The 22,376-nt window shown below is 63.2% G+C and carries 12 protein-coding genes and 1 pseudogene; 11 read left to right on the top strand and 2 right to left on the bottom strand.

All coding sequences use genetic code 11. From position 1 onward, the window contains the following. From F2S13_RS06165 to F2S13_RS06215, 11 genes and pseudogenes are all read left to right on the top strand, one after another. Nucleotides 1-3,327, top strand: coding sequence for an ImcF-related family protein (locus F2S13_RS06165; protein ID WP_166359592.1), 3,327 nt, complete (start codon nt 1-3; stop codon nt 3,325-3,327). Nucleotides 3,328-3,381: 54 nt separating this feature from the next. Next, a pseudogene (gene tssF, locus F2S13_RS06170) lies at nt 3,382-5,150 on the top strand (type VI secretion system baseplate subunit TssF). Nucleotides 5,151-5,409: 259 nt separating this feature from the next. Continuing rightward, nucleotides 5,410-6,687 carry a serine/threonine transporter gene (locus tag F2S13_RS06175; RefSeq protein ID WP_166359593.1) on the top strand — a complete coding sequence of 426 codons (1,278 nt, stop codon included), beginning with the start codon at nt 5,410-5,412 and terminating at the stop codon, nt 6,685-6,687. 117 nt (nt 6,688-6,804) lie between these two features. Next, on the top strand, nt 6,805-7,314 hold the full coding sequence (locus F2S13_RS06180) for a hypothetical protein (RefSeq protein ID WP_166359594.1): 510 nt from the start codon (nt 6,805-6,807) through the stop codon (nt 7,312-7,314). A 270-nt stretch (nt 7,315-7,584) separates the two neighbouring features. Then, nucleotides 7,585-7,848, top strand: coding sequence for a DUF1652 domain-containing protein (locus tag F2S13_RS06185; protein WP_166359595.1), 264 nt, complete (start codon nt 7,585-7,587; stop codon nt 7,846-7,848). A 132-nt stretch (nt 7,849-7,980) separates the two neighbouring features. Next, nucleotides 7,981-8,481, top strand: a complete 501-nt coding sequence (tpx, locus tag F2S13_RS06190; protein ID WP_166359596.1) for a thiol peroxidase — start codon at nt 7,981-7,983, stop codon at nt 8,479-8,481. 168 nt (nt 8,482-8,649) lie between these two features. After that, on the top strand, nt 8,650-9,972 hold the full coding sequence (locus F2S13_RS06195) for an MdtA/MuxA family multidrug efflux RND transporter periplasmic adaptor subunit (RefSeq protein WP_166359597.1): 1,323 nt from the start codon (nt 8,650-8,652) through the stop codon (nt 9,970-9,972). Next, a complete protein-coding gene (locus F2S13_RS06200; RefSeq protein ID WP_166359598.1) occupies nt 9,969-13,070 on the top strand; it encodes an MdtB/MuxB family multidrug efflux RND transporter permease subunit in 3,102 nt (1,033 codons plus the stop codon). Before F2S13_RS06195 ends, F2S13_RS06200 begins: the two co-directional genes overlap by 4 nt. Then, on the top strand, nt 13,067-16,174 hold the full coding sequence (locus F2S13_RS06205) for an efflux RND transporter permease subunit (protein WP_166359599.1): 3,108 nt from the start codon (nt 13,067-13,069) through the stop codon (nt 16,172-16,174). Before F2S13_RS06200 ends, F2S13_RS06205 begins: the two co-directional genes overlap by 4 nt. Continuing rightward, nucleotides 16,171-17,646, top strand: coding sequence for an efflux transporter outer membrane subunit (locus F2S13_RS06210; protein ID WP_166359600.1), 1,476 nt, complete (start codon nt 16,171-16,173; stop codon nt 17,644-17,646). Before F2S13_RS06205 ends, F2S13_RS06210 begins: the two co-directional genes overlap by 4 nt. 113 nt (nt 17,647-17,759) lie before the next feature. Then, a complete protein-coding gene (locus tag F2S13_RS06215; RefSeq protein WP_166359601.1) occupies nt 17,760-19,844 on the top strand; it encodes a putative bifunctional diguanylate cyclase/phosphodiesterase in 2,085 nt (694 codons plus the stop codon). A 139-nt stretch (nt 19,845-19,983) separates the two neighbouring features. On the opposite strand, the gene F2S13_RS06220 is transcribed toward F2S13_RS06215, so the two are convergent. Then, complete coding sequence (locus F2S13_RS06220) at nt 19,984-21,135, bottom strand: acyl-CoA dehydrogenase family protein (RefSeq protein ID WP_166359602.1); 1,152 nt, start codon at nt 21,133-21,135, stop codon at nt 19,984-19,986. 16 nt (nt 21,136-21,151) lie between these two features. Then, complete coding sequence (locus tag F2S13_RS06225) at nt 21,152-22,243, bottom strand: enoyl-CoA hydratase/isomerase family protein (RefSeq protein ID WP_166359603.1); 1,092 nt, start codon at nt 22,241-22,243, stop codon at nt 21,152-21,154. Nucleotides 22,244-22,376: the final 133 nt, after the last annotated feature.

The raw sequence follows: 22,376 nt of genomic DNA on the forward strand, positions 1-22,376 counted from the left end.
ATGCGGTTTCGACGCTCGGTAGGGGTAGGTGGGGTTCTTTTTGGGGGGCTGTTGTTGACCGCTATGGTCCTGGGGGCACTGGTCTGGTTTCACCCGGAGTGGTTGGGGATGGCCGCTGGCAGTGCCCGGCAAACCTCCTGGCTCTCGGTGATCGCGGCGACGACATCGGTCGTGGTGATATTTCTGGGCGGCTACCGTCTGCTGTGGCAGCAGCAGGGACTTTCCACCTATCGCCGGCAGGGCGCGGATGAAGGGTTACAGCCCAGGCAAGTCAGCTTGCCTCCACCCTCAGAGGCGCGGACGGCGCAAAAGTTTGCCGCGCTTGATGCGCACCTGCGTCACCGCTACGGCTACTTCTGGCGCCGCAAGGTTCGCGTACTGCTGGTGGTTGGCGAACCCACGCAGATCGAAGCCATCGTGCCGGGCCTGACCGAGGCGCGACCTTGGTTGGAGGGCCAGGACACCGTCTTGCTGTGGGGCGGTAATGTGCAGACCAAGCCGGACGCGTCATTGCTCGCCCTGTGGCGCCAACTGTGTCGTTGGCGCGGCATGGACGGCGTCGTCTGGACACTGAACAAGGCGCAGAGCGCCGATTCGGCCAAGATGGGCAAGGGCGTGCGCGGTCTGCAAGATCTGGCCTTTGAGCTGGGCTGGCAGATGCCGCTGCACCTGTGGCAAGTCTGCGACAGTGCCTGGTCGCAACACACCCGCACGACCCAAGCGGTCGGCTGCAGCTTGCCCGCACGCTGTACCGAGCAGGATCTGCAAAGCCATCTCGGTCAGTTGCTGGACCCCTTGCGCAGCATGGGACTGGAGCAGATGCAGGTCGATATGGGTCATGACTTCCTGCTGCGTCTGTCTCGCGATCTGCAGGTCGAAGGCATTGCCCGTTGGCGCCAGGCGGTTTCGCCGTTGCTGGGTCAGTTCGCCCGTGGCGTGCCGCTGCGGGGGCTGTGGTTCAGCCTGGCATTGCCTGCGCCTGAGCCCAAGGTCAACGGTGAGGCGGAGCATCTTTGGCTGCGGGACCCGGCTTGGGGCGGCGTGCTCGGTGACCACAGCGCGACTGCTCGCCGCGTGGGCTGGAGCGCCCCGCGTATCGGCTATGCGCTGATGTTGGGCCTGGCCGCCGTGTGGGGCGCCGGCCTGCTGCTGTCGTTCGCCAGCAACCGCGCACAGATCGCGGACCTGCAAACTTCGCTGGCCACCCTGCAACAGGCCGAGCCCGGCGAGGCGCAACGCCTCGCCCTGAGCGAGTGGGTCCTCCAGTTGGGTCGCCTGGACTACCGCGCCGAACACGGCGCGCCCTGGTACCAGCGCTTCGGCCTCAACCAGAACCGCGCCTTGCTCGAGGCGTTGTGGCCGCACTATGTCGAGGTCACTCACCGCCTGCTGCGCGATCCGGCCGCCACCCAGTTGACGGCGCAACTCAACGCCCTGATCAAACTCCCCCCGGACAGCCCCGAACGCACCCGGCGCTCCCGCGAGGCCTACGATCAACTCAAGGCCTACCTGATGCTGGCGAACCCGGAAAAGGCCGACGCGGCTTTTCTGGTCAACGTCCTGGGCCAAGCCGAACCGGACTTGTGGCAGTTTTACGCCGAACAGTTACCCGCCCATCCCCAGTGGCGCCTCGAGGCCGACCCGATGTTGGTGGCCCAGGCCCGCCTGGTCCTGCTCGGCCAACTGGGCCAGCGCAATGCCGAAGCCAGCCTGTACCAGCAGGTCCTCGACAGCAGCGCCAGCCACTATCCGGCCTTGCGCCTGCAGCAGATGCTCGGTGACAACGGCGGCATGGCACTGTTCTCCACCACCGCCAGCGTCCCCGGCGTGTTCACCCGCCAGGCCTGGGAAGGGCAGGTGCGCCAGGCCATCGACAAGATCGCCGCAGCACGCCGCGAAGAAGTCGACTGGGTGCTCAGCGACAACCCCGCGAGCCTTGCCGTCGAACTGAGTCCGGACGTGCTGCGCGAACGCCTCACCGCCCGCTACTTCCAGGATTACAGCGGCGCCTGGCTGGATTTTCTCGGCAGTCTGCGCTGGCACCCGGCCGACAGCCTGGGGGATGTGATCGACCAGTTGACCCTGATGAGCGACGTGCGCCAGTCGCCGCTGATCGCCCTGATGAACACCCTGGCCTACCAGGGCCAGGCCGGCAGCCGTCGCCAGGCCCTGGCTGACTCGCTGCTGCAGTCGGCGCAGCAGCTGATCGCCCAGGACAAACAGCCGGTGATCGACCAGCAGGTCCAGGGTCCGAGTGGCCCGCTGGACGCCACCTTCGGCCCCTTGCTGACCCTGCTTGGCAGCGCCTCTGAAGACAAGACCGGCAACGACAGCCTGAGCCTGCAAGCCTTCCTCACCCAGGTCACCCGCGTGCGCCTGACCCTGCAGCAAATCAGCACCGCCCCCGACCCGCAAGCCATGACTCAGGCCCTGGCGCAAACCGTGTTCCAGGGCAAGAATGTCGACCTCACCGAAACCCAGGCCTACGGCAATCTGCTCGCCGCCAGCCTCGGTGCGGAGTGGGGCGGGATCGGCCAGACCCTCTTCGTGCAGCCGTTGGAGCAGGCCTGGCAGCGGGTTCTGCAACCCTCGGCGGCGAGCCTCAACCGCCAGTGGCAGCGGGCGATCGTCAGCCATTGGCAGAGTGCGTTCGCCAGCCGCTACCCGTTCGCCGCCACCCCCAGCGATGCCTCGCTGCCGATGCTGGGGCAGATGATCCGTGCCGACTCCGGGCGCATCGAGCAGTTCTTGCGGGAGCAACTGGGTGGCGTGCTGCGCAAGGAAGGCGACCGCTGGGTGGCCGATCCAAGGCACAGCCAGGGCCTGCGCTTCAACCCGCAATTTCTCACGGCCATCAACCAGCTCAGCCACCTGGCCGACGTGCTCTATACCGACGGCGGCATGGGCCTGAGCTTCGAACTGCGCGGCAAACCGGTGCGCGATGTGGTGGAGACCGTTTTCGTCCTTAATGGCGAAAAGCATCACTACTTCAACCAGAAGGAAAGCTGGCAGCGCTTCGCCTGGCCCGGACGCAGCGACCGGCCGGGCGTGAGCCTGACCTGGACCAGCGTACGCACTGGTGCGCGCCTGTTTGGCGATTACGAAGGCACCTGGGGCCTGATTCGCCTGTTGGAACAAGCCCAGGTCACCCCGCTGGACGACGCCGACAGCCGCTACCGCCTGGTGCTCAAGGCCCCGGATGGTTTGGGCCTGACCTGGCATCTGCGCACCGAACTGGGGGCGGGGCCGCTGGCCTTGCTCAAGCTGCGCGGCTTCAAGTTGCCGTCGCAGATTTTCCTCGCCCAGAGCGGCGCTGATGGCCATTGACCCGGTACCCGCGGCAGTGCGCTGCGACCAATCCTTATTGATCAGGAGTTTTTTGTGGACAAGGACAATCTGACGCTGCATTACTTCGATGCCGAGATGCGTTACCTGCGCGAGGCTGCCAAGGAGTTTGCGCAAGCCTTCCCGGACCGGGCGGCGCAGCTGAACCTGGACAAGCCGGGCGCACACGACCCTTATGTGGAACGCCTGTTCGAGGGCTTTGCCTTTCTGATGGGGCGGTTGCGCGAGAAGCTCGACGACGACCTGCCGGAGCTGACCGAAGGCTTGGTCAGCCTGCTGTGGCCGCATTACTTGCGGACCATTCCATCGCTATCGATCGTCGAACTGGTGCCCGCGATCGAGCAGATGAAGGACAGCGAAACGATCGATAAGGCCTGGAAGTGCTATCACAGCCCATCGGACCACAGCGCACCCGGTGCCGTTACACCACCACCCAGGACCTGACGCTGCGGCCACTCGCCCTGGAGTCGCTGCGCGTTGGCCACGAGCCGGATGGACGTTCGCTGCTGCGTCTGCGCTTTGCCTGCAGTGCGTTGGCCGACTGGAGCCAGATTGATCTGAGCCGCGTGCCAATGTACCTCAACGCCGATGCTCCGCTGGCCAGTGCGCTGCACCAGGCACTGACCCTGAACACCCAGGCGCTGTACGTGCGCATGCCAGGGCAGACCGATCGCCAGGCGCTGAAAGGCCATTTTGCGGCCAAGGGCTTCGGTGATGAAGATAGCCTGTGGCCCAAGGGCGACAGCGCTTTCAGCGGTTATCAACTGCTGCTGGAGTATTTCACCTTCAGTGAGAAGTTCATGTTCGTGACCCTTTGTGGGCTGGAACAGTTGAACATCCTGCCAGGCACACCCTGGTTCGAACTTGAAGTTGTGTTACGCGAGCCGTGGCCGCACACATTTGACCTGAGTGCCGAGCATATTCGACTGCATGCGGTGCCGGTGATCAATCTGTTTGCGCTGGAGGCCGACCCCTTGGCGCTGGCACCCTTGCAAACCGACTACCTGCTCAGGCCCATGCGTCTGCAGGATGGTCATACGGAAATTTATTCGGTGGACCATGTCACGTCTTCGAAGAACGGCGAGCATACGGAATATGTGCCGTTCACCAGCTTTCGCCATAAGGGCGGCATGCTGCGCGACGAGGCGCCCGAGCGCTACTTCCATACCCGATTGAAGCGTGGCGCCAATGGTTTGCACGACACCTGGCTCATTTTGGGCGGCGAAGGCTTCGATCAGGATGCGCTGGACCAGGACAAAAGCCTGTCCTTGCGACTGACCGGCACCAACGGGCAATTACCGCGCAAGGCGCTGCAAAGCACCTTGCTCGATACCCTGGTGCAATCCTCGCTGACCGGCTTGCGAGTGCGCAACCTGTGCGCGCCGACCTTGCCCTGCTACCCGCCGAATCGCGATCGCTTTCACTGGCGCGTGCTCAGCCACCTGGGCTCGAATTTCCTGCCTATGCTCGACAATGCCGAGGTGCTGCGCGGCACCCTGGCACTGTACGACTGGACGGGCAGTGAGCTGAACCGGCGTCGCCTGGAAGCGATAGTCGAAGTGAACCACTACCTGATCGAGCGCTTCGAGAAAGGCTTCTTGCTGCGCGGCGTGGACATCGAAGTCACCCTGGATGCCAATGGCTTTTGCGGCGAGGGCGACATCAGCCTATTCGGCGAAATGCTCAATCGCTTCTTTGCCCTGTACGCCGACATCCACCTGTTCAACCAGCTCACGCTGATCCTGCAACCGAGTGGAAAGTGCCTGCGATGGAGCGAGAATCACAGTCAGCGTATTCCCGGTTGAAAGCCCTGGGCGAGTGAGCAGGTAGAACTAGCTCAATCATTGATTTGGCTGGCTCGATTCTGTGATTCCAATTGGTCAGGTAACGGTTTTGTATAGGCCAGTGATGTGCATCGGAAAACACCGCTCCTCACCTAAGTCTTTGCTTCTGCTGGAGAATCCCGGACAATCGCGCCCCTCTTAATGGCTGGGGCGCTGTTTTTGACCTGTTTCGATCCGTCCCGGCCATGTGTCAATGACCGGCTAGCGGAGATTCGACCGGATGAATGACCAGGCCCAGAGCGTTGATCAACGCTTCGATTCGGCAACAACGAGCGTCGCCACCTGGAACCGCCAGGACACCACGTGGATGCTCGGCCTTTTTGGCACGGCCATCGGCGCGGGCACCCTGTTTTTGCCTATCAATGCCGGCATCGGCGGCTTCTGGCCATTGATGATCCTGGCCTTGCTGGCGTTTCCGATGACGTTCTTCGCCCACCGTGGCCTGACCCGTTTCGTGCTGTCCGGGCGCGAAGGCTCGGACATCACCGAGGTGGTCGAGGAGCACTTCGGCATCAAGGCCGGAGCCTTGATCACGTTGCTGTATTTCTTCGCGATCTTCCCGATCCTGCTGATCTACAGCGTGGCCCTGACCAATACCGTCGGCAGCTTCATGGAGCATCAGCTGCATATCGCGCCGCCCCCGCGGGCGATCCTGGCGTTCGTGCTGATCCTTGGCCTGCTGGCCGTAGTGCGCTGCGGCGAGCAGGTGATAGTCAAAGCCATGAGCCTGATGGTCTATCCCTTTATCGTCGCCTTGCTGTTTCTGGCGGTGTTCCTGATTCCGCACTGGAACGGCGGCATCCTCGCCACCGCTTCCGCAATGCCATCGTCCTCGGCCTTGCTGCATACCCTGTGGCTGGCAATCCCGGTGATGGTGTTCTCGTTCAACCACTCGCCGATCATTTCTGCCTTTGCGGTGGATCAGAAGCGTCGTTACGGCGAGCATGCCGAAGAGCGCAGTGGACAGATCCTCGGCCGTGCCCACGGCCTGATGGTGGTGATGGTGCTATTCTTCGTGTTCAGCTGCGTGCTGACCCTGTCGCCGGCACAGCTGGCCGAGGCCAAGGCGCAGAATTTGTCGATCCTGTCGTACCTGGCCAACCACTTCAGTAACCCGACCATCGCCTTTGCCGCGCCGTTGATTGCGTTCGTGGCCATTGCCAAGTCGTTCCTGGGTCACTACATCGGTGCCAGCGAGGGCCTCAAGGGCCTGATCGTCAAGAGCGGTCGCCGCCCGGCAGCCAAGACTCTCGACCGCGTCACCGCGGCCTTCATGCTGGTGGTGTGCTGGCTGGTGGCGACCCTGAACCCGAGCATTCTCGGCATGATCGAGACCCTGGGCGGGCCGATCATTGCGGCGCTGCTGTTCCTGATGCCGATGTACGCAATCCGCCGGGTGCCGGCGATGCGCCGTTACAGCGGGCAGGCTTCGAACGTGTTCGTGGTGGCGGTGGGGCTGGTGGCGATTTCGGCGTTGATTTATTCCTTGTCGGTGTAGTCGGCATATAGCGACCGCCTCGTTCCCACGCGGAGCGTGGGAACGAGAATTCCAACATCCATACCGAATCCCTGCCATGCTGAAAGATGCACTCAACGCTGGCAGAGGAGTTCGGCTATGGACGAAATTGCACAATTGGGCGAAATGCTGCGTCAGCATGCCCTCAGCGAAGAGCACAAGAAGCGCCAGTTCGACGAGCAGACCGCTGCCTGGGCCGCAAGTATCGTGCAGCTCTACGCCAACATCGAACAGTGGCTGCAGCCGGTCCGTAGCGAGGGCCTGCTGGAAGTCCAGCGTGAGCCTTACATTGCTGCCAACGCGGTATTCGCGCCCACGGTCTCGCCCTTTGCCACGGAAAAGCTCGCCATTACCGTCACCGGCAAGACCATCGAGTTGGTCCCGGAAGTCATGGGCGCCAAGGGGTCGATCACCATTTCGGTGGTGGGCTTGCCGTCCGATCGCTACGGCAGCATTTCGCTGATCTGCCTGCCACCGTCCACCGAGTGGTCATGGCGCAAGGATCGCGGTATCAATCAGCCTGACCTTTTCCCCTTTACCGCCGACTTTTTTGCCCTGCAGTTGCAGAGTCTGATACCCAAGGTACGAGAGCCGTCCGAGCCCAATTAGCGCGACGCGACAGATGGCGCACCGCTGCCGTGCATTCTGCATGAGCTGAGTCCGCCGTTTTTCGCCGATTTTTGCTCGGCTGAAACGTTCATTCTCAAGGGTGATGTGCCACATCAATCATGGCCGCTACGACGATTGATCGAATTGTCCCGGCAAGGTTTGCGAGGGGCGGGCGCGGGGTATATACAGAGCTATGCACCAAGGTCGAAGCATCGATCGGAGTAGCTGTATGCCTGTGATTTCTGCGGTTTCTGCCTGAGGAAATGAACCATGATGACTCTGGGTCTTTGCCCGCTGGAACTACGCAACATCATCGAATGTGAGTTCCTGCCGCTGCAATGCACCTGTACCTGTGCCCCGGATCAGACGTTGACTGTGCATATCACCGATCCTGCCACGCACTGTGATTTGGTCGTGCCGGGGATATCCATGGACCGACTGTCGAGCAGCAAGGAAATCTCCCGCCTGGTCGATGAGTTGCGCGCGAAACTGGAGTGCAAGCAGCACAGCCTTGCGCATCCTATTGCAGGTTGAGGGGCCTCGCCGCAGGCGAAATGCGGGGAAGCTGTCCGCAAGCTCAACATATTGTTGCCGGACCATAGGTGTCGCGGCGCTTTCGTGTTTAACTTTGTGGCTTAACCCAAACCCTGCAGAAGGACTTCGTTCATGGCTCAAGTGACTCTCAAAGGCAATCCGGTTCAGGTCAACGGTCAACTGCCTCAGGCAGGTTCCCAGGCGCCGGCGTTCTCGCTGGTTGGTGAAGGGCTGGCCGATGTGACCCTGAAGGATTTCGCCGGCAAGCGCAAAGTGCTGAACATTTTCCCAAGCGTCGACACCCCGACCTGCGCCACTTCGGTTCGCAAGTTCAACGCCCAGGCCAACGATGTCGCCAACACCGTCGTGCTGTGCATCTCCGCCGACCTGCCGTTCGCCCAGGCGCGTTTCTGCGGCGCCGAAGGCCTGGGGAACGTCAAGAACCTGTCCACCCTGCGTGGTCGTGAATTCATCGAGAACTACGGCGTCGCCATCGCCGACGGCCCGCTGGCCGGCCTGACCGCCCGTGCCGTGGTGGTGCTGGACGAGAATGACAAAGTGCTGCACAGCGAACTGGTCAAGGAAATCGCTGAAGAGCCGAACTACGAAGCTGCCCTGGCTGTATTGAAGTAATCGCTCCTGCCGAGTGATCGACGGCCTGGCCTTGCCCAGGCCGTTTTTATTTGTGTTTCATGATGTTAGCCAGCGTCAGCAATACGTAAATAGCCGGTAAAGGCGCTTTGCATATTGCTCCTCAATGCTTATCGTTCACTTTCCCCCACGTAGAAGCTTTCGCGCACAATGGTTGGTCTCCCCATGCAATTGTCTGGTTCCCGCAATTCCCGTCGCTGGCTGTTCGGCCTGCTGATCCTCCTGCTCGTTGCCCTGCTGTGCTGGTGGCTGTGGCCTGCCGCGTCGGTACACAAGGGCGCCGCGGGGGGCAAGGGTGGAGCGGGGCGACCCGGGTCTGGCCAGTTCGGCGGGATGGGGCGGCCTGGTTTCGGCCAGAACGGCGGTGCGGTGCCAGTGCGCGTGGCACCAGCGACGGTGGGTGATTTCCCGGTGTACCTCAAGGCGCTGGGGACGGTGACGGCGACCAACACCGTGAACGTGCGCAGCCGGGTGGCCGGCGAGCTGGTCAAGGTGTATTTCCAGGAGGGTCAATTGGTCAAGGCCGGCGACCTGCTGGCTGAAATCGACCCGCGCAGCTACCAGATCGCCTTGCAGCAGGCCGAAGGCACGCTGCTGCAGAACCAGGCCCAGCTCAAGAACGCGCAACTGGACCTGGCGCGCTATCGCGGCCTGTTCGCCGAAGACAGCATCGCCAAGCAGACCCTCGATACCCAGGCGGCGCTGGTCAGCCAGTATGAAGGGACGATCAAGACCAACCAGGCAGCGGTCGGCGATGCCCGGCTCAACCTGGAATTCACCAAGATCCGTGCACCGATTACCGGTCGCCTGGGCTTGCGCCAGCTGGACGTGGGCAACCTGGTGGCGGCCAATGACACCACGGCCCTGGTGGTCATCACCCAGATCGAACCGATCACGGTCAGTTTCACCCTGCCGCAAAACAGCCTGCCCGAAGTACTCGATCGATTCCACGGCGGCGCGAGCCTGCCCGTCGAGGCCTGGGATCGCAGCGATGTGAAGCAGCAGGCCACCGGGGTATTGCGCAGCATCGACAACCAGATCGACACCGCCACCGGCACCTTGAAGTTCAAGGCGCGCTTCGAGAACAAGGACGAAGCCCTGTTCCCCAATCAGTTCGTCAACGTGCGCCTGCTCGCCAACACCCTGAAAGGCGTGGTGCTGGCGCCTTCGGCGGCGATCCAGTTCGGCAACGACGGCAGCTTCGTGTATGTCATGGACGGCGACAACAAGGTCAGGATCCGTCAACTGACCGTCGGTGCCACCGACGGCACGACGACCGTGGTCACCAAGGGCCTGGAGAAGGGCGAGCGTGTCGTGCTCGAAGGCACTGACCGCCTGCGCGATGGCAGCGATGTGGAAGTGGTCAATGACGCGCCCCAGGCGCCCAACGCGCCTGATGAACACCTGCTGGGCCAGGACTCGAAACCGGGTGCTTCGGCTGAGGCCGGCAAGCAGGCCAAGAGCGGCGTATGAATATCTCGCGGCTGTTCATCCTGCGTCCGGTAGCGACGACCCTGAGCATGCTGGCCATTGTCCTGGCCGGCCTTATCGCCTATCACCTGTTGCCGGTATCGGCCTTGCCCCAGGTCGATTACCCGACCATCCGTGTACTGACCCTGTACCCGGGCGCCAGCCCGCAAGTGATGACCAGCGCCGTCACCGCGCCCCTGGAGCGCCAGTTCGGGCAGATGCCCGGTCTGACCCAGATGGCCTCCACCAGCTCCGGTGGCGCCTCGGTGCTGACCCTGCGCTTCAACCTCGACATCAACATGGACGTGGCCGAGCAGCAGGTCCAGGCGGCGATCAACGCCGCGACCAACCTGCTGCCCAGCGACTTGCCGGCGCCGCCCGTGTACAACAAGGTCAACCCGGCCGACACCCCGGTGCTGACCCTGGCCATCACCTCCAAGACGATGCCGCTGCCCAAGCTCAATGACCTGGTCGATACGCGCATGGCGCAGAAGATCGCCCAGATCAGCGGCGTCGGCATGGTCAGCATCGCCGGCGGCCAGCGCCAGGCCGTGCGCATCAAGGTCAACCCCGAGGCGCTGGCAGCCAATGGCTTGAACCTGGCGGACGTGCGTACCCTGATCGGCGCCTCCAACGTCAACCAGCCCAAGGGCAACTTCGATGGCCCGACCCGGGTCTCGACCCTCGATGCCAATGACCAGCTGCGCTCGCCCGAGGAGTACGCCAACCTGATCCTGGCCTACAGCAACGGCGCGCCGTTGCGGCTCAAGGATGTCGCCCAGATCGTCGATGGTGCCGAGAACGAACGCCTGGCCGCCTGGGCCAACCAGAACCAGGCCGTGTTACTCAATATCCAGCGCCAGCCGGGTGCCAACGTCATTGAGGTGGTCGACCGGATCAAGGCACTGTTGCCGTCGATCACCGACAACCTGCCGGCCGGCCTCGATGTGGTGGTACTGACCGACCGCACCCAGACCATCCGCGCCTCGGTCAAGGACGTGCGCAATGAACTGTTCATCGCCATCGCCCTGGTGGTGATGGTGACGTTCCTGTTCCTGCGCCGTTTCAGCGCCACCATCATCCCGTCGATCGCCGTGCCGCTGTCGCTGGTGGGCACCTTCGGGGTGATGTACCTGGCCGGATTCTCGGTCAATAACCTGACCCTGATGGCCTTGACCATCGCCACCGGTTTCGTGGTGGACGATGCCATCGTGATGCTGGAAAACATCTCGCGGCATATCGAGGAGGGCGACAGCCCCATGCAGGCGGCGCTCAAGGGCGCCCGACAAATCGGCTTCACCCTGATTTCGCTGACGTTCTCCCTGATCGCGGTGCTGATTCCCCTGTTGTTCATGGCCGACGTGGTCGGGCGGCTGTTCCGCGAATTCGCCATTACCCTGGCCGTGGCGATCCTGATTTCCCTGGTGGTCTCGCTGACCCTGACGCCGATGATGTGCGCACGCCTGCTCAAGCGCGAGCCCAGCGAAGCCGAGCAGGGCCGCTTCTACCGAGCCAGTGGAGCCTGGATCGACTGGCTGATCGCGGCCTACGGGCGCAAGTTGCAATGGGTGCTCAAGCACCAGCCACTGACCCTGCTGGTCGCCGTGGCGACCCTGGGCCTGACCGTGGTGCTGTACCTGGTCGTACCCAAGGGCTTCTTTCCGGTGCAGGACACCGGGGTGATCCAGGGGATCTCCGAGGCGCCCCAGTCGATTTCCTTCAGCGCCATGAGCCAGCGCCAGCAAGAGCTGGCCAGCGTGATCCTGCAGGATCCTGCGGTGGTGAGCCTGTCGTCCTATATCGGTGTCGATGGCGACAACAGCACCCTCAACAGCGGCCGCCTGCTGATCAACCTCAAGCCCCACGGCGAGCGCGACCTGACCGCCGCGCAGGTCATTGCCAGGCTGCAGCTGCAGGTCGACAAGCTGGTGGGCGTGCGCCTGTTCATGCAACCGGTGCAGGACCTGACCATCGAGGACCGGGTCAGCCGTACCCAGTACCAGTTCAGCATGTCTTCGCCCGATGCCGAATTGTTGAGCCTCTGGAGCGGCAAGCTGGTCGATGCCCTGATCCTGCGCCCGGAACTCACCGATGTCGCCAGCGACCTGCAGGACAAGGGCCTGCAGGTGTACCTTGCGATCGACCGCGATGCCGCCAGCCGCCTGGGCGTGAACGTCGGGGATATCACCAATGCCCTGTATGACGCCTTCGGTCAGCGCCAGATCTCCACTATCTATACCCAGGCCAGCCAGTACCGGGTGGTGCTGCAGGCAGCCGCGTCGGTCGACATTGGCCCGCAGGCCCTTGAGCAGATCCACGTCAAGACCACCGACGGCGGCCAGGTGCGGCTGTCGAGCCTGGCGCACATCGAGCAGCGTCAGGCGCAATTGGCGATTGCCCATATCGGCCAGTTCCCGGCGGTGATGATGTCGTTCAACCTGGCCCCGGGCGTGGCCCTGGGTGAGGCGGTCAAGGTGATCGAGCAGGTGCAGCAGGAGATCGGCATGCCGACCGGCGTGCAGACGCGCTTCCAGGGTGCCGCCGAAGCCTTCCAGGCGTCCTTGTCCAGTACGCTGCTGCTGATTCTGGCGGCGGTGGTGACCATGTATATCGTGCTCGGGGTGCTCTACGAGAGCTACATCCACCCGGTGACCATTCTCTCGACTCTGCCCTCGGCGGCGGTGGGCGCCTTGCTGGCGTTGCTGATCAGTGGCAATGACCTGGGCATGATCGCCATTATCGGCATCATCCTGCTGATCGGCATCGTCAAGAAAAACGCGATCATGATGATCGACTTCGCCCTGGAAGCCGAACGCAACCGCGGACTCGACCCGCAGACGGCGATCTACGAGGCTGCCCTGTTGCGCTTCCGGCCGATCCTGATGACCACCCTGGCGGCGCTGTTCGGTGCCATCCCCTTGATGCTCGCCACCGGCTCCGGTGCCGAGTTGCGTCAGCCGCTGGGGCTGGTGATGGTCGGCGGGTTGCTGGTCAGCCAGGTGCTGACGCTGTTCACCACACCGGTGATCTATCTGTATTTCGACCGGTTGGCCCGGCGCTGGCGGCATGAGCCCCAAGGCCTGGAGCAGACCCCGCTATGAACCTGTCCGGGCCGTTCATTCGCCGGCCAGTGGCGACCATGCTGCTGAGCCTGGCGATCATCCTGCTGGGCGGGGTCAGCTTCGGTTTGCTGCCGGTGGCGCCGTTGCCGCAGATGGATTTTCCGGTGATCGTGGTCTCGGCGAACCTGCCCGGGGCCAGCCCCGAGGTGATGGCGTCGTCGGTGGCCACGCCGCTGGAACGCTCCTTCGGCAGCATCGCCGGGGTCAACACCATGAGCAGCCGTTCGAGCCAGGGTTCTACGCGGGTGATCCTGCAGTTCGACCTCAACCGCGACATCAACGGCGCCGCCCGCGAGGTGCAGGCGGCCATCAATGCTTCGCGCAACCTGCTGCCCAGCGGTATGCGCAGCATGCCCACCTACAAGAAGGTCAACCCGTCCCAGGCGCCGATCATGGTGCTGTCATTGACTTCCGACGTCTTGCAGAAGGGCCAGCTCTACGACCTGGCCTCGACCATCCTGTCCCAGAGCCTGTCCCAGGTGCCTGGCGTCGGCGAAGTGCAGATCGGTGGCAGTTCGCTTCCGGCGGTACGGGTCGAGCTGGAGCCGCAGCTGCTCAACCAGTACGGCGTGTCGCTCGACGAGGTGCGCCAGACCATCGCCAACGCCAACGTGCGCCGGCCCAAGGGCTTTGTCGAGGACAGCCAGCGCAACTGGCAGATCCAGGCCAATGACCAGCTGGAAAAGGCCAGGGATTACGAGCCGCTGATCATTCGCTACGAAAACGGCTCGGTGCTGCGCCTGAGTCATGTGGCCAAGGTCACCGACGCGGTGGAGGACCGCTACAACAGCGGTTTCTTCAACGACGACGATGCCGTGCTGCTGGTGATCAACCGTCAGGCCGGTGCCAACATCATCGAGACCGTGGCGCAGATCCGCGCGCAGTTGCCGGCGCTCGAGGCGGTGCTGCCGGCCAGCGTCAAGCTCAACGTGGCCATGGACCGCTCGCCGGTGATCAAGGCGACCCTGCACGAGGCCGAAAGCACCCTGATGATCGCCGTGGCCCTGGTGATCCTGGTCGTATTCCTGTTTCTCGGTAACCTGCGCGCGTCCCTGATCCCGACGCTGGCGGTGCCGGTGTCGCTGGTGGGTACCTTCGCGGTGATGTACCTGTGCGGCTTTTCCCTGAACAACTTGTCGCTGATGGCACTGATCCTGGCCACGGGGTTGGTGGTCGATGACGCCATCGTGGTGCTGGAGAACATCTCCCGGCATATCGATGAAGGCGTGGCGCCCATGCGCGCGGCCTATCTGGGCGCCAAGGAAGTGGGCTTCACCCTGCTATCGATGAACGCCTCGCTGGTGGCGGTGTTTCTCTCGATCCTGTTCATGGGCGGGATCGTCGAAAACCTGTTCCGTGAATTCTCGATCACCCTGGCGGCAGCGATCGTGGTGTCGTTGCTGGTCTCGCTGACCCTGACCCCAATGCTCTGCTCGCGCTGGCTCAAGCCTCATGTACCGAGCCAGGAGAACGGCCTGCAGCGCTGGAGCCGGCAAGTCAACGAACGCATGGTCGCCGTCTACGACCGCAGCCTCGGCTGGGTCCTGCGCCACCCCCGGCTGACCCTGGCCAGCCTGCTGGTGACCATCGCGGTGAACATCGCCCTGTACGTGGTGGTGCCCAAGACATTCCTGCCGCAGCAGGATACCGGCCAGTTGATCGGCTTTGTCCGCGGTGACGACGGCCTGTCGTTCTCGGTCATGCAGCCGAAAATGGAAACCTATCGCCGTGCCATTCTCGCCGACCCGGCCGTGGACAGCGTGGCCGGCTTCATCGGCGGCAACAGTGGCATCAACAACGCCGTGATCCTGGTCAAGCTCAAGCCGATCAAGGAGCGCCGGATCGACGCCCAGAAGGTCATCGAGCGCTTGCGCAAAAACGTGCCCAAGGTCGCCGGCGGCCGGCTGTTCCTGATGGCCGACCAGGACCTGCAATTCGGCGGTGGCCGCGAGCAGAGCACGGCGCAGTACCAGTACATACTGCAAAGCGGCGACCTGGCAGCCTTGCGTCTGTGGTACCCGAAAGTGGTGGCGGCGCTCAAGCCACTGCCGCAGCTGACGGCCATCGATGCCAGGGAGGGCAGGGGTTCCCAGCAGGTGACCCTGGTGGTCGACCGGGATCAGGCCAAGCGCCTGGGCATTGACATGAACATGGTCACCGCCGTGTTGAACAACGCCTACAGCCAGCGGCAGATTTCCACCATCTATGACAGCCTGAACCAGTATCAGGTGGTGATGGAGATCAACCCCAAATATGCCCAGGACCCGCACACCCTCGAGCAGGTCCAGGTGATCACCGCCGACGGCGCCCGGGTGCCGCTGTCGACCTTCGCTCGCTATGAAAACAGCCTGGCAGCGGACCGGGTCAGCCACGAGGGGCAGTTTGCCTCGGAAAGCATCAACTTCGACCTGGCGCCCGGGGTCAGCCTGGATGCGGCCATGGTGGCCGTCGAGCACGCCATCGCCAGGGTCGGCCTGCCCGAGGAAGTGATCGCCAAGGTGGCCGGCACCAGTGACGCCTTCGCGGCCAGCCAGAAGAGCCAGCCGTGGATGATCCTCGGCTCGCTGCTGGCGGTGTACCTGGTGCTGGGCATTCTCTACGAGAGCTATATCCATCCCTTGACCATCCTCTCGACCCTGCCTTCGGCCGGGGTCGGCGCCTTGCTGACCATTTACGTGCTGGGCGGCGAGTTCAGCCTGATCTCGCTGCTGGGGCTGTTCCTGTTGATCGGCGTGGTCAAGAAGAACGCCATCCTCATGATCGACCTGGCCCTGCAACTCGAGCGCCAGTCCGGGTTGACGCCGCTGGAGTCGATTCGCAGCGCCTGCCTCCTGCGCCTGCGACCGATCCTGATGACGACCCTGGCGGCGATTCTCGGCGCCTTGCCCTTGCTCCTGAGCAGTGCCGAGGGCGCCGAAATGCGCCACCCGCTGGGCCTGACCATCATTGGCGGGCTGGTGTTCAGCCAGGTCCTCACGCTTTACACCACCCCGGTGGTTTACCTTTACCTCGACCGCCTGCGCCATCGTTTCAATCACTGGCGCGGCGTGCGGACCGATGCTTCCCTGGATACCCCGCTATGACCGTCAAGCTGCCCGATCCTGCCGCCAAACCCCATCGCCTGCGCCTGCTCAGCCTGAGCCTGTGTACGCTGATGCTCAGTGCCTGCGCCCTTGGCCCGGATTATCACCGCCCGGACGTGACCACCCCGGCGCAGTTCAAGGAGGCCGCCGGCTGGCGTCAGGCGCAACCGGCCGACTCCCTGGCACGTGGGGCCTGGTGGGAGTTGTATGGCGATGCGCAACTCAACGCCCTGGTCGAGCAGCTCAACAGCTCGAACCAGACGGTTGCCCAGGCCGAAGCGCAGTATCGCCAGGCCGTGGCGCTGGCGCGTACCACCCGTGGCGCGTTGTTCCCGACGGTCGACCTGAGCGCGGGCAAGACCCGCTCCAGCCAGGGCTCGGGCAGCAGTAACTCGAGCCTGAGCAGTTCCAGCAGCGGTATCCGCAACACGTACCGGACCGAGCTGGGCGTCAGTTGGGAAGCCGATGTCTGGGGCAAGTTGCGCCGCGGTCTGGAAGCCGACACGGCCAGCGCCCAGGCCAGCTTCGCGGATCTGGCGGCAGCGCGCTTGAGCCAGCAGTCGGAACTGGTGCAGAACTACCTGCAATTGCGGGTGATCGATGAGCAGAAGCGCTTGCTCGAAGCCACGGTCGAGGCCTACACGCGGTCGCTGAAAATGACCGAGAACCAATACCGCGCCGGGGTTTCCGGCAAGGACGCGGTGGCCCAGGCGCAAACCCAGTTACGCAGCACCCAGGCCGATCTGATCGACCTGGCCTGGCAACGCGCGCAGTTCGAAAACGCCATTGCCGTGCTGATGGGCAAGGCGCCGGCCGACTTCAGCCTGGCCGCGACCACGCAGATCCCGGCGCTGCCGGCCATCCCTGTGGCGCTGCCGTCGCAGTTGCTCGAGCGCCGTCCTGACATCGCCGCGGCCGAGCGTTCGGTCATGGCCGCCAACGCCGAGATAGGCGTCGCCAAGACGGCATACTTTCCGGACCTGACCCTGAGCCTGAGCGGCGGCTACAGCAGCAGTAGCTTCTCCGACTGGATCAGCCTGCCGAACCGTTTCTGGTCGGTCGGCCCGCAACTGGCCATGACCCTGTTCGACGGCGGTCAGCGTGCGGCCGAAGTCGATCGCACCGAAGCGGCGTATGACCAGACCGTGGCCCAGTACCGGCAAACCGTGCTGGACAGCTTCCGTGAAGTGGAAGACTTCCTGGCCCAGCTCAAGGTCTATGAGCAGGAGGCCGGGGTACGCGCCCAGGCGCTGGAGTCGGCACGCGAATCCCTGCGCCTGACCAACAATCAGTACAAGGCCGGCTTGATCGCTTACCTGGACGTGGTCAACGTCCAGACCACGGCCCTGAGCAATGAGCGCAGCGTATTGACCCTGCTGCAGGCCAGGCTGATTGCCAGCGTTCAACTGATTGCCGCGCTGGGTGGCGGCTGGGATGGCGCAACGGCGCCGAGCCAGAATGATGGAGCGTGACTTGTTGCGAATGATGGCGATTTAATTCCCGTGCGTTTCTGTATAGGTTCAGTACAATAATCGGCTTTGAGCAAGCACGGACGCTGCTCGACAAACCGGACCTGGAACGCTCGATGCTCATCGGTAGTTACTCTCCCACGTTGGTGCTGATCTCCCTTTGCGTGGCGATCCTTGCCTCCTATACCGCACTGGACCTGAACGGGCGTATCGCCACGGCGAAGGGGCGGGCAGTCCACCTGTGGACGGCAGGCGGTGCCTTTGCCATGGGCGTCGGGATCTGGTCGATGCACTTTATCGGCATGCTCGCCTTCAGCCTGCCGATAGAGCTGGGTTATGACCTGACCATCACGCTGCTTTCGCTGCTGATCGGGATATTGTCCTCGGGGTTTGCCTTGTGGCTGGTCAACCAGCCGAGCCTGCCTCTGGGGCAACTGGCCTTCGGTGCGCTGGTCATGGGCTCGGGCATCAGTGCGATGCATTACACCGGCATGGCGGCCATGCGCATGCAGCCGGGCATCGATTATCACTGGGGCTACCTGAGCGCTTCACTGGTCATCGCGGTCGTGGCTTCCGCCGCGGCGCTCTGGATTGCCTTCCACCTGCGGCATCAGACCCCTCATGTGCGTATGGTGCGGGGCGGGGCCGCGATCCTGATGGGCGTGGCCATCGTCGGCATGCACTACACCGGCATGGCCGCGGCGAACTTCCCCGAAGGCAGTTACTGCGGCGCGGCGCAAACGGGGCTCAGCGGCAACGGTCTGGACTATCTGGTGCTGATCACCAGCCTGTCGGTCCTGGCCATCGCCTTGCTGACCTCGGTGCTGGATGCGCGCCTGGAAACCCGTACCGCCGACCTGGCCAATTCCCTGACCCTGGCCAATCAGGAGCTGACCAAGCTGGCCCTGCACGACACCCTGACCGGGCTGCCCAACCGCATATTGCTGGCCGATCGTATCGATCAGGCCATGCACAAGGTTACCGAGAATGGCGGCTGTTTCGCCTTGATGTTCATTGACCTGGATGGCTTCAAACCGGTCAACGATGCCTTCGGCCATCACATGGGCGACCAGTTGCTGCGCGAAGTCGCCCTGCGGTTGCGGGGTTACCTGAACAGCCAGGACACCCTGGCGCGCATCGGCGGCGACGAATTCGTGCTGTTGGTGCAGCTGCCGGAGCCCAACGACGCCCCCAGCGTGGCGGCCAATCAGGTCAACCTGATCTCGCGCCCGTTTCGCGTGGCCGAGCAGGAACTGCAGATTTCCGCCAGCATCGGCATCGTCATCTACCCCGGCAACGGTGCCGACCAGCATGAATTGCTGATGAACGCCGACGCCGCCATGTACCACGCCAAGAGCGCCGGCAAGAACGGCTACAGTTTCTTCGACGGATCGATGAACACCAACGCCCGCAAGCAATTGCAGCTGTTGCAGGAGTTGCGCATGGCCCAGGAACTGGGGCAGTTGCGCCTGCACTACCAACCCAAGTTCGACGCCGGCAACGGTCAGCCGGTGGGTGCCGAGGCACTGCTGCGCTGGGAGCATCCGCAACTGGGGCTGCTGTTGCCGGACAAATTCATTGTCCTGGCGGAAAAGACCGGCTTGATCATCCCGATCGGCGAGTGGGTGCTCGATGAAGCCTGCCGGCAGATGCGGGTCTGGGCGCTACAGGGTTATGGTCACTGGCGCATCGCCGTGAACCTCTCGGCCCTGCAGTTTTGCCACGCGGGCCTGGTGGCCAGTGTCGCCAATGCCCTGGCCAGGCACCAGTTGCCGGCCAACAGCCTGACCCTGGAAATCACCGAAACCACCGCCATGAGCGACGCCGACGCGAGCATGACGGTGTTGCAGAAACTCTCGGAAATGGGCGTGGACCTGTCCATCGACGATTTCGGCACCGGCTATTCGAGCCTGATGTACCTCAAGCGCCTGCCGGCCAATGAGCTGAAGATCGATCGCGGGTTTGTCCGCGACCTGGAGCAGGACAGCGATGATGCGGCGATTGTTTCGGCTATCGTTGCGTTGGGTCAGGCACTGGGGCTGCGTATTGTTGCCGAAGGGGTGGAGACGGATTTGCAGCAGAGCTTTCTGACTGAGTTGGGATGTGATTCGTTGCAGGGTTATCTGTTGGGGCAGCCGTTGCCGGCGGAGCGGTTTCTGGCGGATATACGTCGGAGTGAGGTTGAGGCGGAGGTCGTTTAGTCCCTGGCAGGCCTGCGGCCTGCATCGCGGGCAAACCCGCTCCCACAGAGATTGTATGCACCCTGAAAATCCCTGTGGGAGCTGGCTTGCCGGATCGCCGGACCGCAGCGATGGGCGCCGAAAGGCGCCCCGGGGCAGATCAAATCGAATAGTGCTTGAGTTCCCGCGCAATCAACATCCGCTGAATCTCGCTCGACCCTTCATAAATCTGCGTAATCCGCGCATCCCGGTAGTAACGCTCGACCGGGTAATCCTCCAGATAGCCATAACCGCCATGCACCTGGATCGCCTTGGAGCACACCGACTCGGCCATTTCCGAGGCGAAGAGCTTGGCTTGCGAAGCTTCCGACAGGCAGGGCAGGCCGGCACTGCGCAGGCGAGCCGCGTGAAGGATCAGCAGGCGCGTGGCGTTGATCTGCAGGTGCATGTCCGCCAGCAGGTTGGCAATGCTCTGGTGCTCACCGATCGGCTTGCCGAACTGGACCCGATCACGGGAGTAAGCCAACGCCGCCTCGAAGGCCGCGCGGGCAATGCCCAGGGCCTGGGCGGCGATGCCGATGCGGCCGCCTTCGAGGTTCGACAGGGCAATGGCCAGGCCCTTGCCACGTGCGCCGAGCATGTTCGCAGCCGGAATCTTGCAATTGTTGAAGGTCACCGCGCAGGTATCGGAGGCGCGGATGCCCATCTTGTGTTCCATACGATCAACGACGTAACCCGGGGTATCGGTCGGTACCAGGAAGGCTGAAATACCTTTCTTGCCCAGTTCCGGATCGGTCACTGCGAAGACGATGGCAAGGCCCGCGCGCTTGCCGTTACTGACGAACTGCTTGGCGCCATTGATCACCCAGTGATCGCCCTGCAGTTCGGCGCGGGTGCGCAGGTTATGGGCTTCGGAGCCGGCCTGGGGTTCGGTCAGGCAGAAGCAGCCGATTACCTCGCCGCTGGCCAGGCGTGCCAGCCAGGTTTCTTTCTGGGCCTGGCTGCCGTAGGCCAGCAACGGCCCGCAGCCGACCGAGTTATGGATGCTCATCAAGGCGCCGGTGGCACCATCGCCAGCGGCGATCTCTTCGACGGCCAGGGCGTAGGCGACATAGTCGGTGTAGCTGCCGCCCCATTGCTCGGGCACGACCATGCCCAGCAGGCCCAGTTCGCCCAGTTTGGCGACCAGTGCGTCGTCGATCCAGCCGGCCTTTTCCCAGGCCTGGGCATGGGGCGCGATTTCGCCACGGGCGAAGTCACGCGCCATGTCGCGGATCATGATCTGTTCTTCGGTCAGTTCAAGGTCTTGCATGTCATGGCTCCGGCCTTCAAAGGCCTTCGAAGAATTGTTCGACCCGCGCAGGATCCAGTTCGGCCAGGGTGGCGGGCTTCCACTTGGGCTGCTTGTCCTTGTCGATCAGCAGGGCACGCACGCCCTCGATCAAGTCGCCGTGCTCGAACCATTGCCGGTCCAGGTGCAACTCCATGGCGAAACAGGCTTCCAGGCTGCGGTGGCGACCGCGGCGGAGCATTTCCAGGGTCACGGCCATGGCCAATGGCGAGCGGCTTTCCAGCAGGTCGGCGGTTTTCAGCGCCCATTCATGACTGTTGGCCACTGTTACCTGGCGTAGTTGTTCAATCATGCTCGGCAAATCCGCGAGGGCAAAGAAGTGGTCGATGGCCGGTCGCAGGGCTGCCAGGGGTGGGTTGGCCAGCTGCTGTACGCCCAGTCTGGCCAGCAGTCCCTGCAGATCCTTGAGTGGGTGTTTGCTCCAGGCCAGGTTGTCGAGGCGGTCATCGAGGGTGCTCAGTTTCGAGCTTTCCAGGTACCAGTCGGCCAGCCCGCAGTACAGCGCGTCGGCGGCCTGGATCTGTACGCCGCTGACGCCCAGGTAGATGCCCAGTTCGCCGGGAATGCGCGGCAGGAAGTAGCTGCCACCCACATCCGGGAAATAGCCGATACCGGTTTCCGGCATGGCCAGGCGACTGCGTTCGGTGACCACCCGCAGATCGGCGCCCTGGGCCAGACCCATGCCGCCACCGAGGGTGAACCCGTCCATCAGCGCCAGTACGGGTTTGCGGTAATGATGAATGCACAGGTCCAGGGCATATTCTTCGACGAAGAAGTCCTGGTGCAGGGTGTCGCCATTCTTGAAGCTTTCATACAGCGAGCGGATATCGCCACCGGCGCAGAAGCCTTTTGGACCTGCGCCACGCAGGACCACGGCATGCACCTGCGGGTCGACGGACCAGGCATCGAGCTGGGCCTGCAGGCTGCGGACCATGTCCAGGGTCAAGGCGTTGAGGCCGCTGGGGCGATTGAGGGTCAGGTGACCGATATGGTTGCGGACTTCGCTCTGGACGTGGGCATCCAGAGAACTGGCAGTCGACTCGGCGGAAGGTCGGGCCTGGGCTGTCATCGCGTTCTCCCTGCTTTGTTATTGATTTTCCAAATGATTTGGAGCGGGTGTAGGGCCGTCTTTTATGACCGGGAATCCTATCAGTGCAAATTTGCCGAGTACAATCGGGAAAACTGCAGGTCGAATCTGCAAT

This window comes from Pseudomonas akapageensis (genome assembly GCF_011355085.1).
In the GTDB taxonomy this organism is placed as follows: Bacteria; Pseudomonadota; Gammaproteobacteria; order Pseudomonadales; family Pseudomonadaceae; genus Aquipseudomonas; species Aquipseudomonas akapageensis.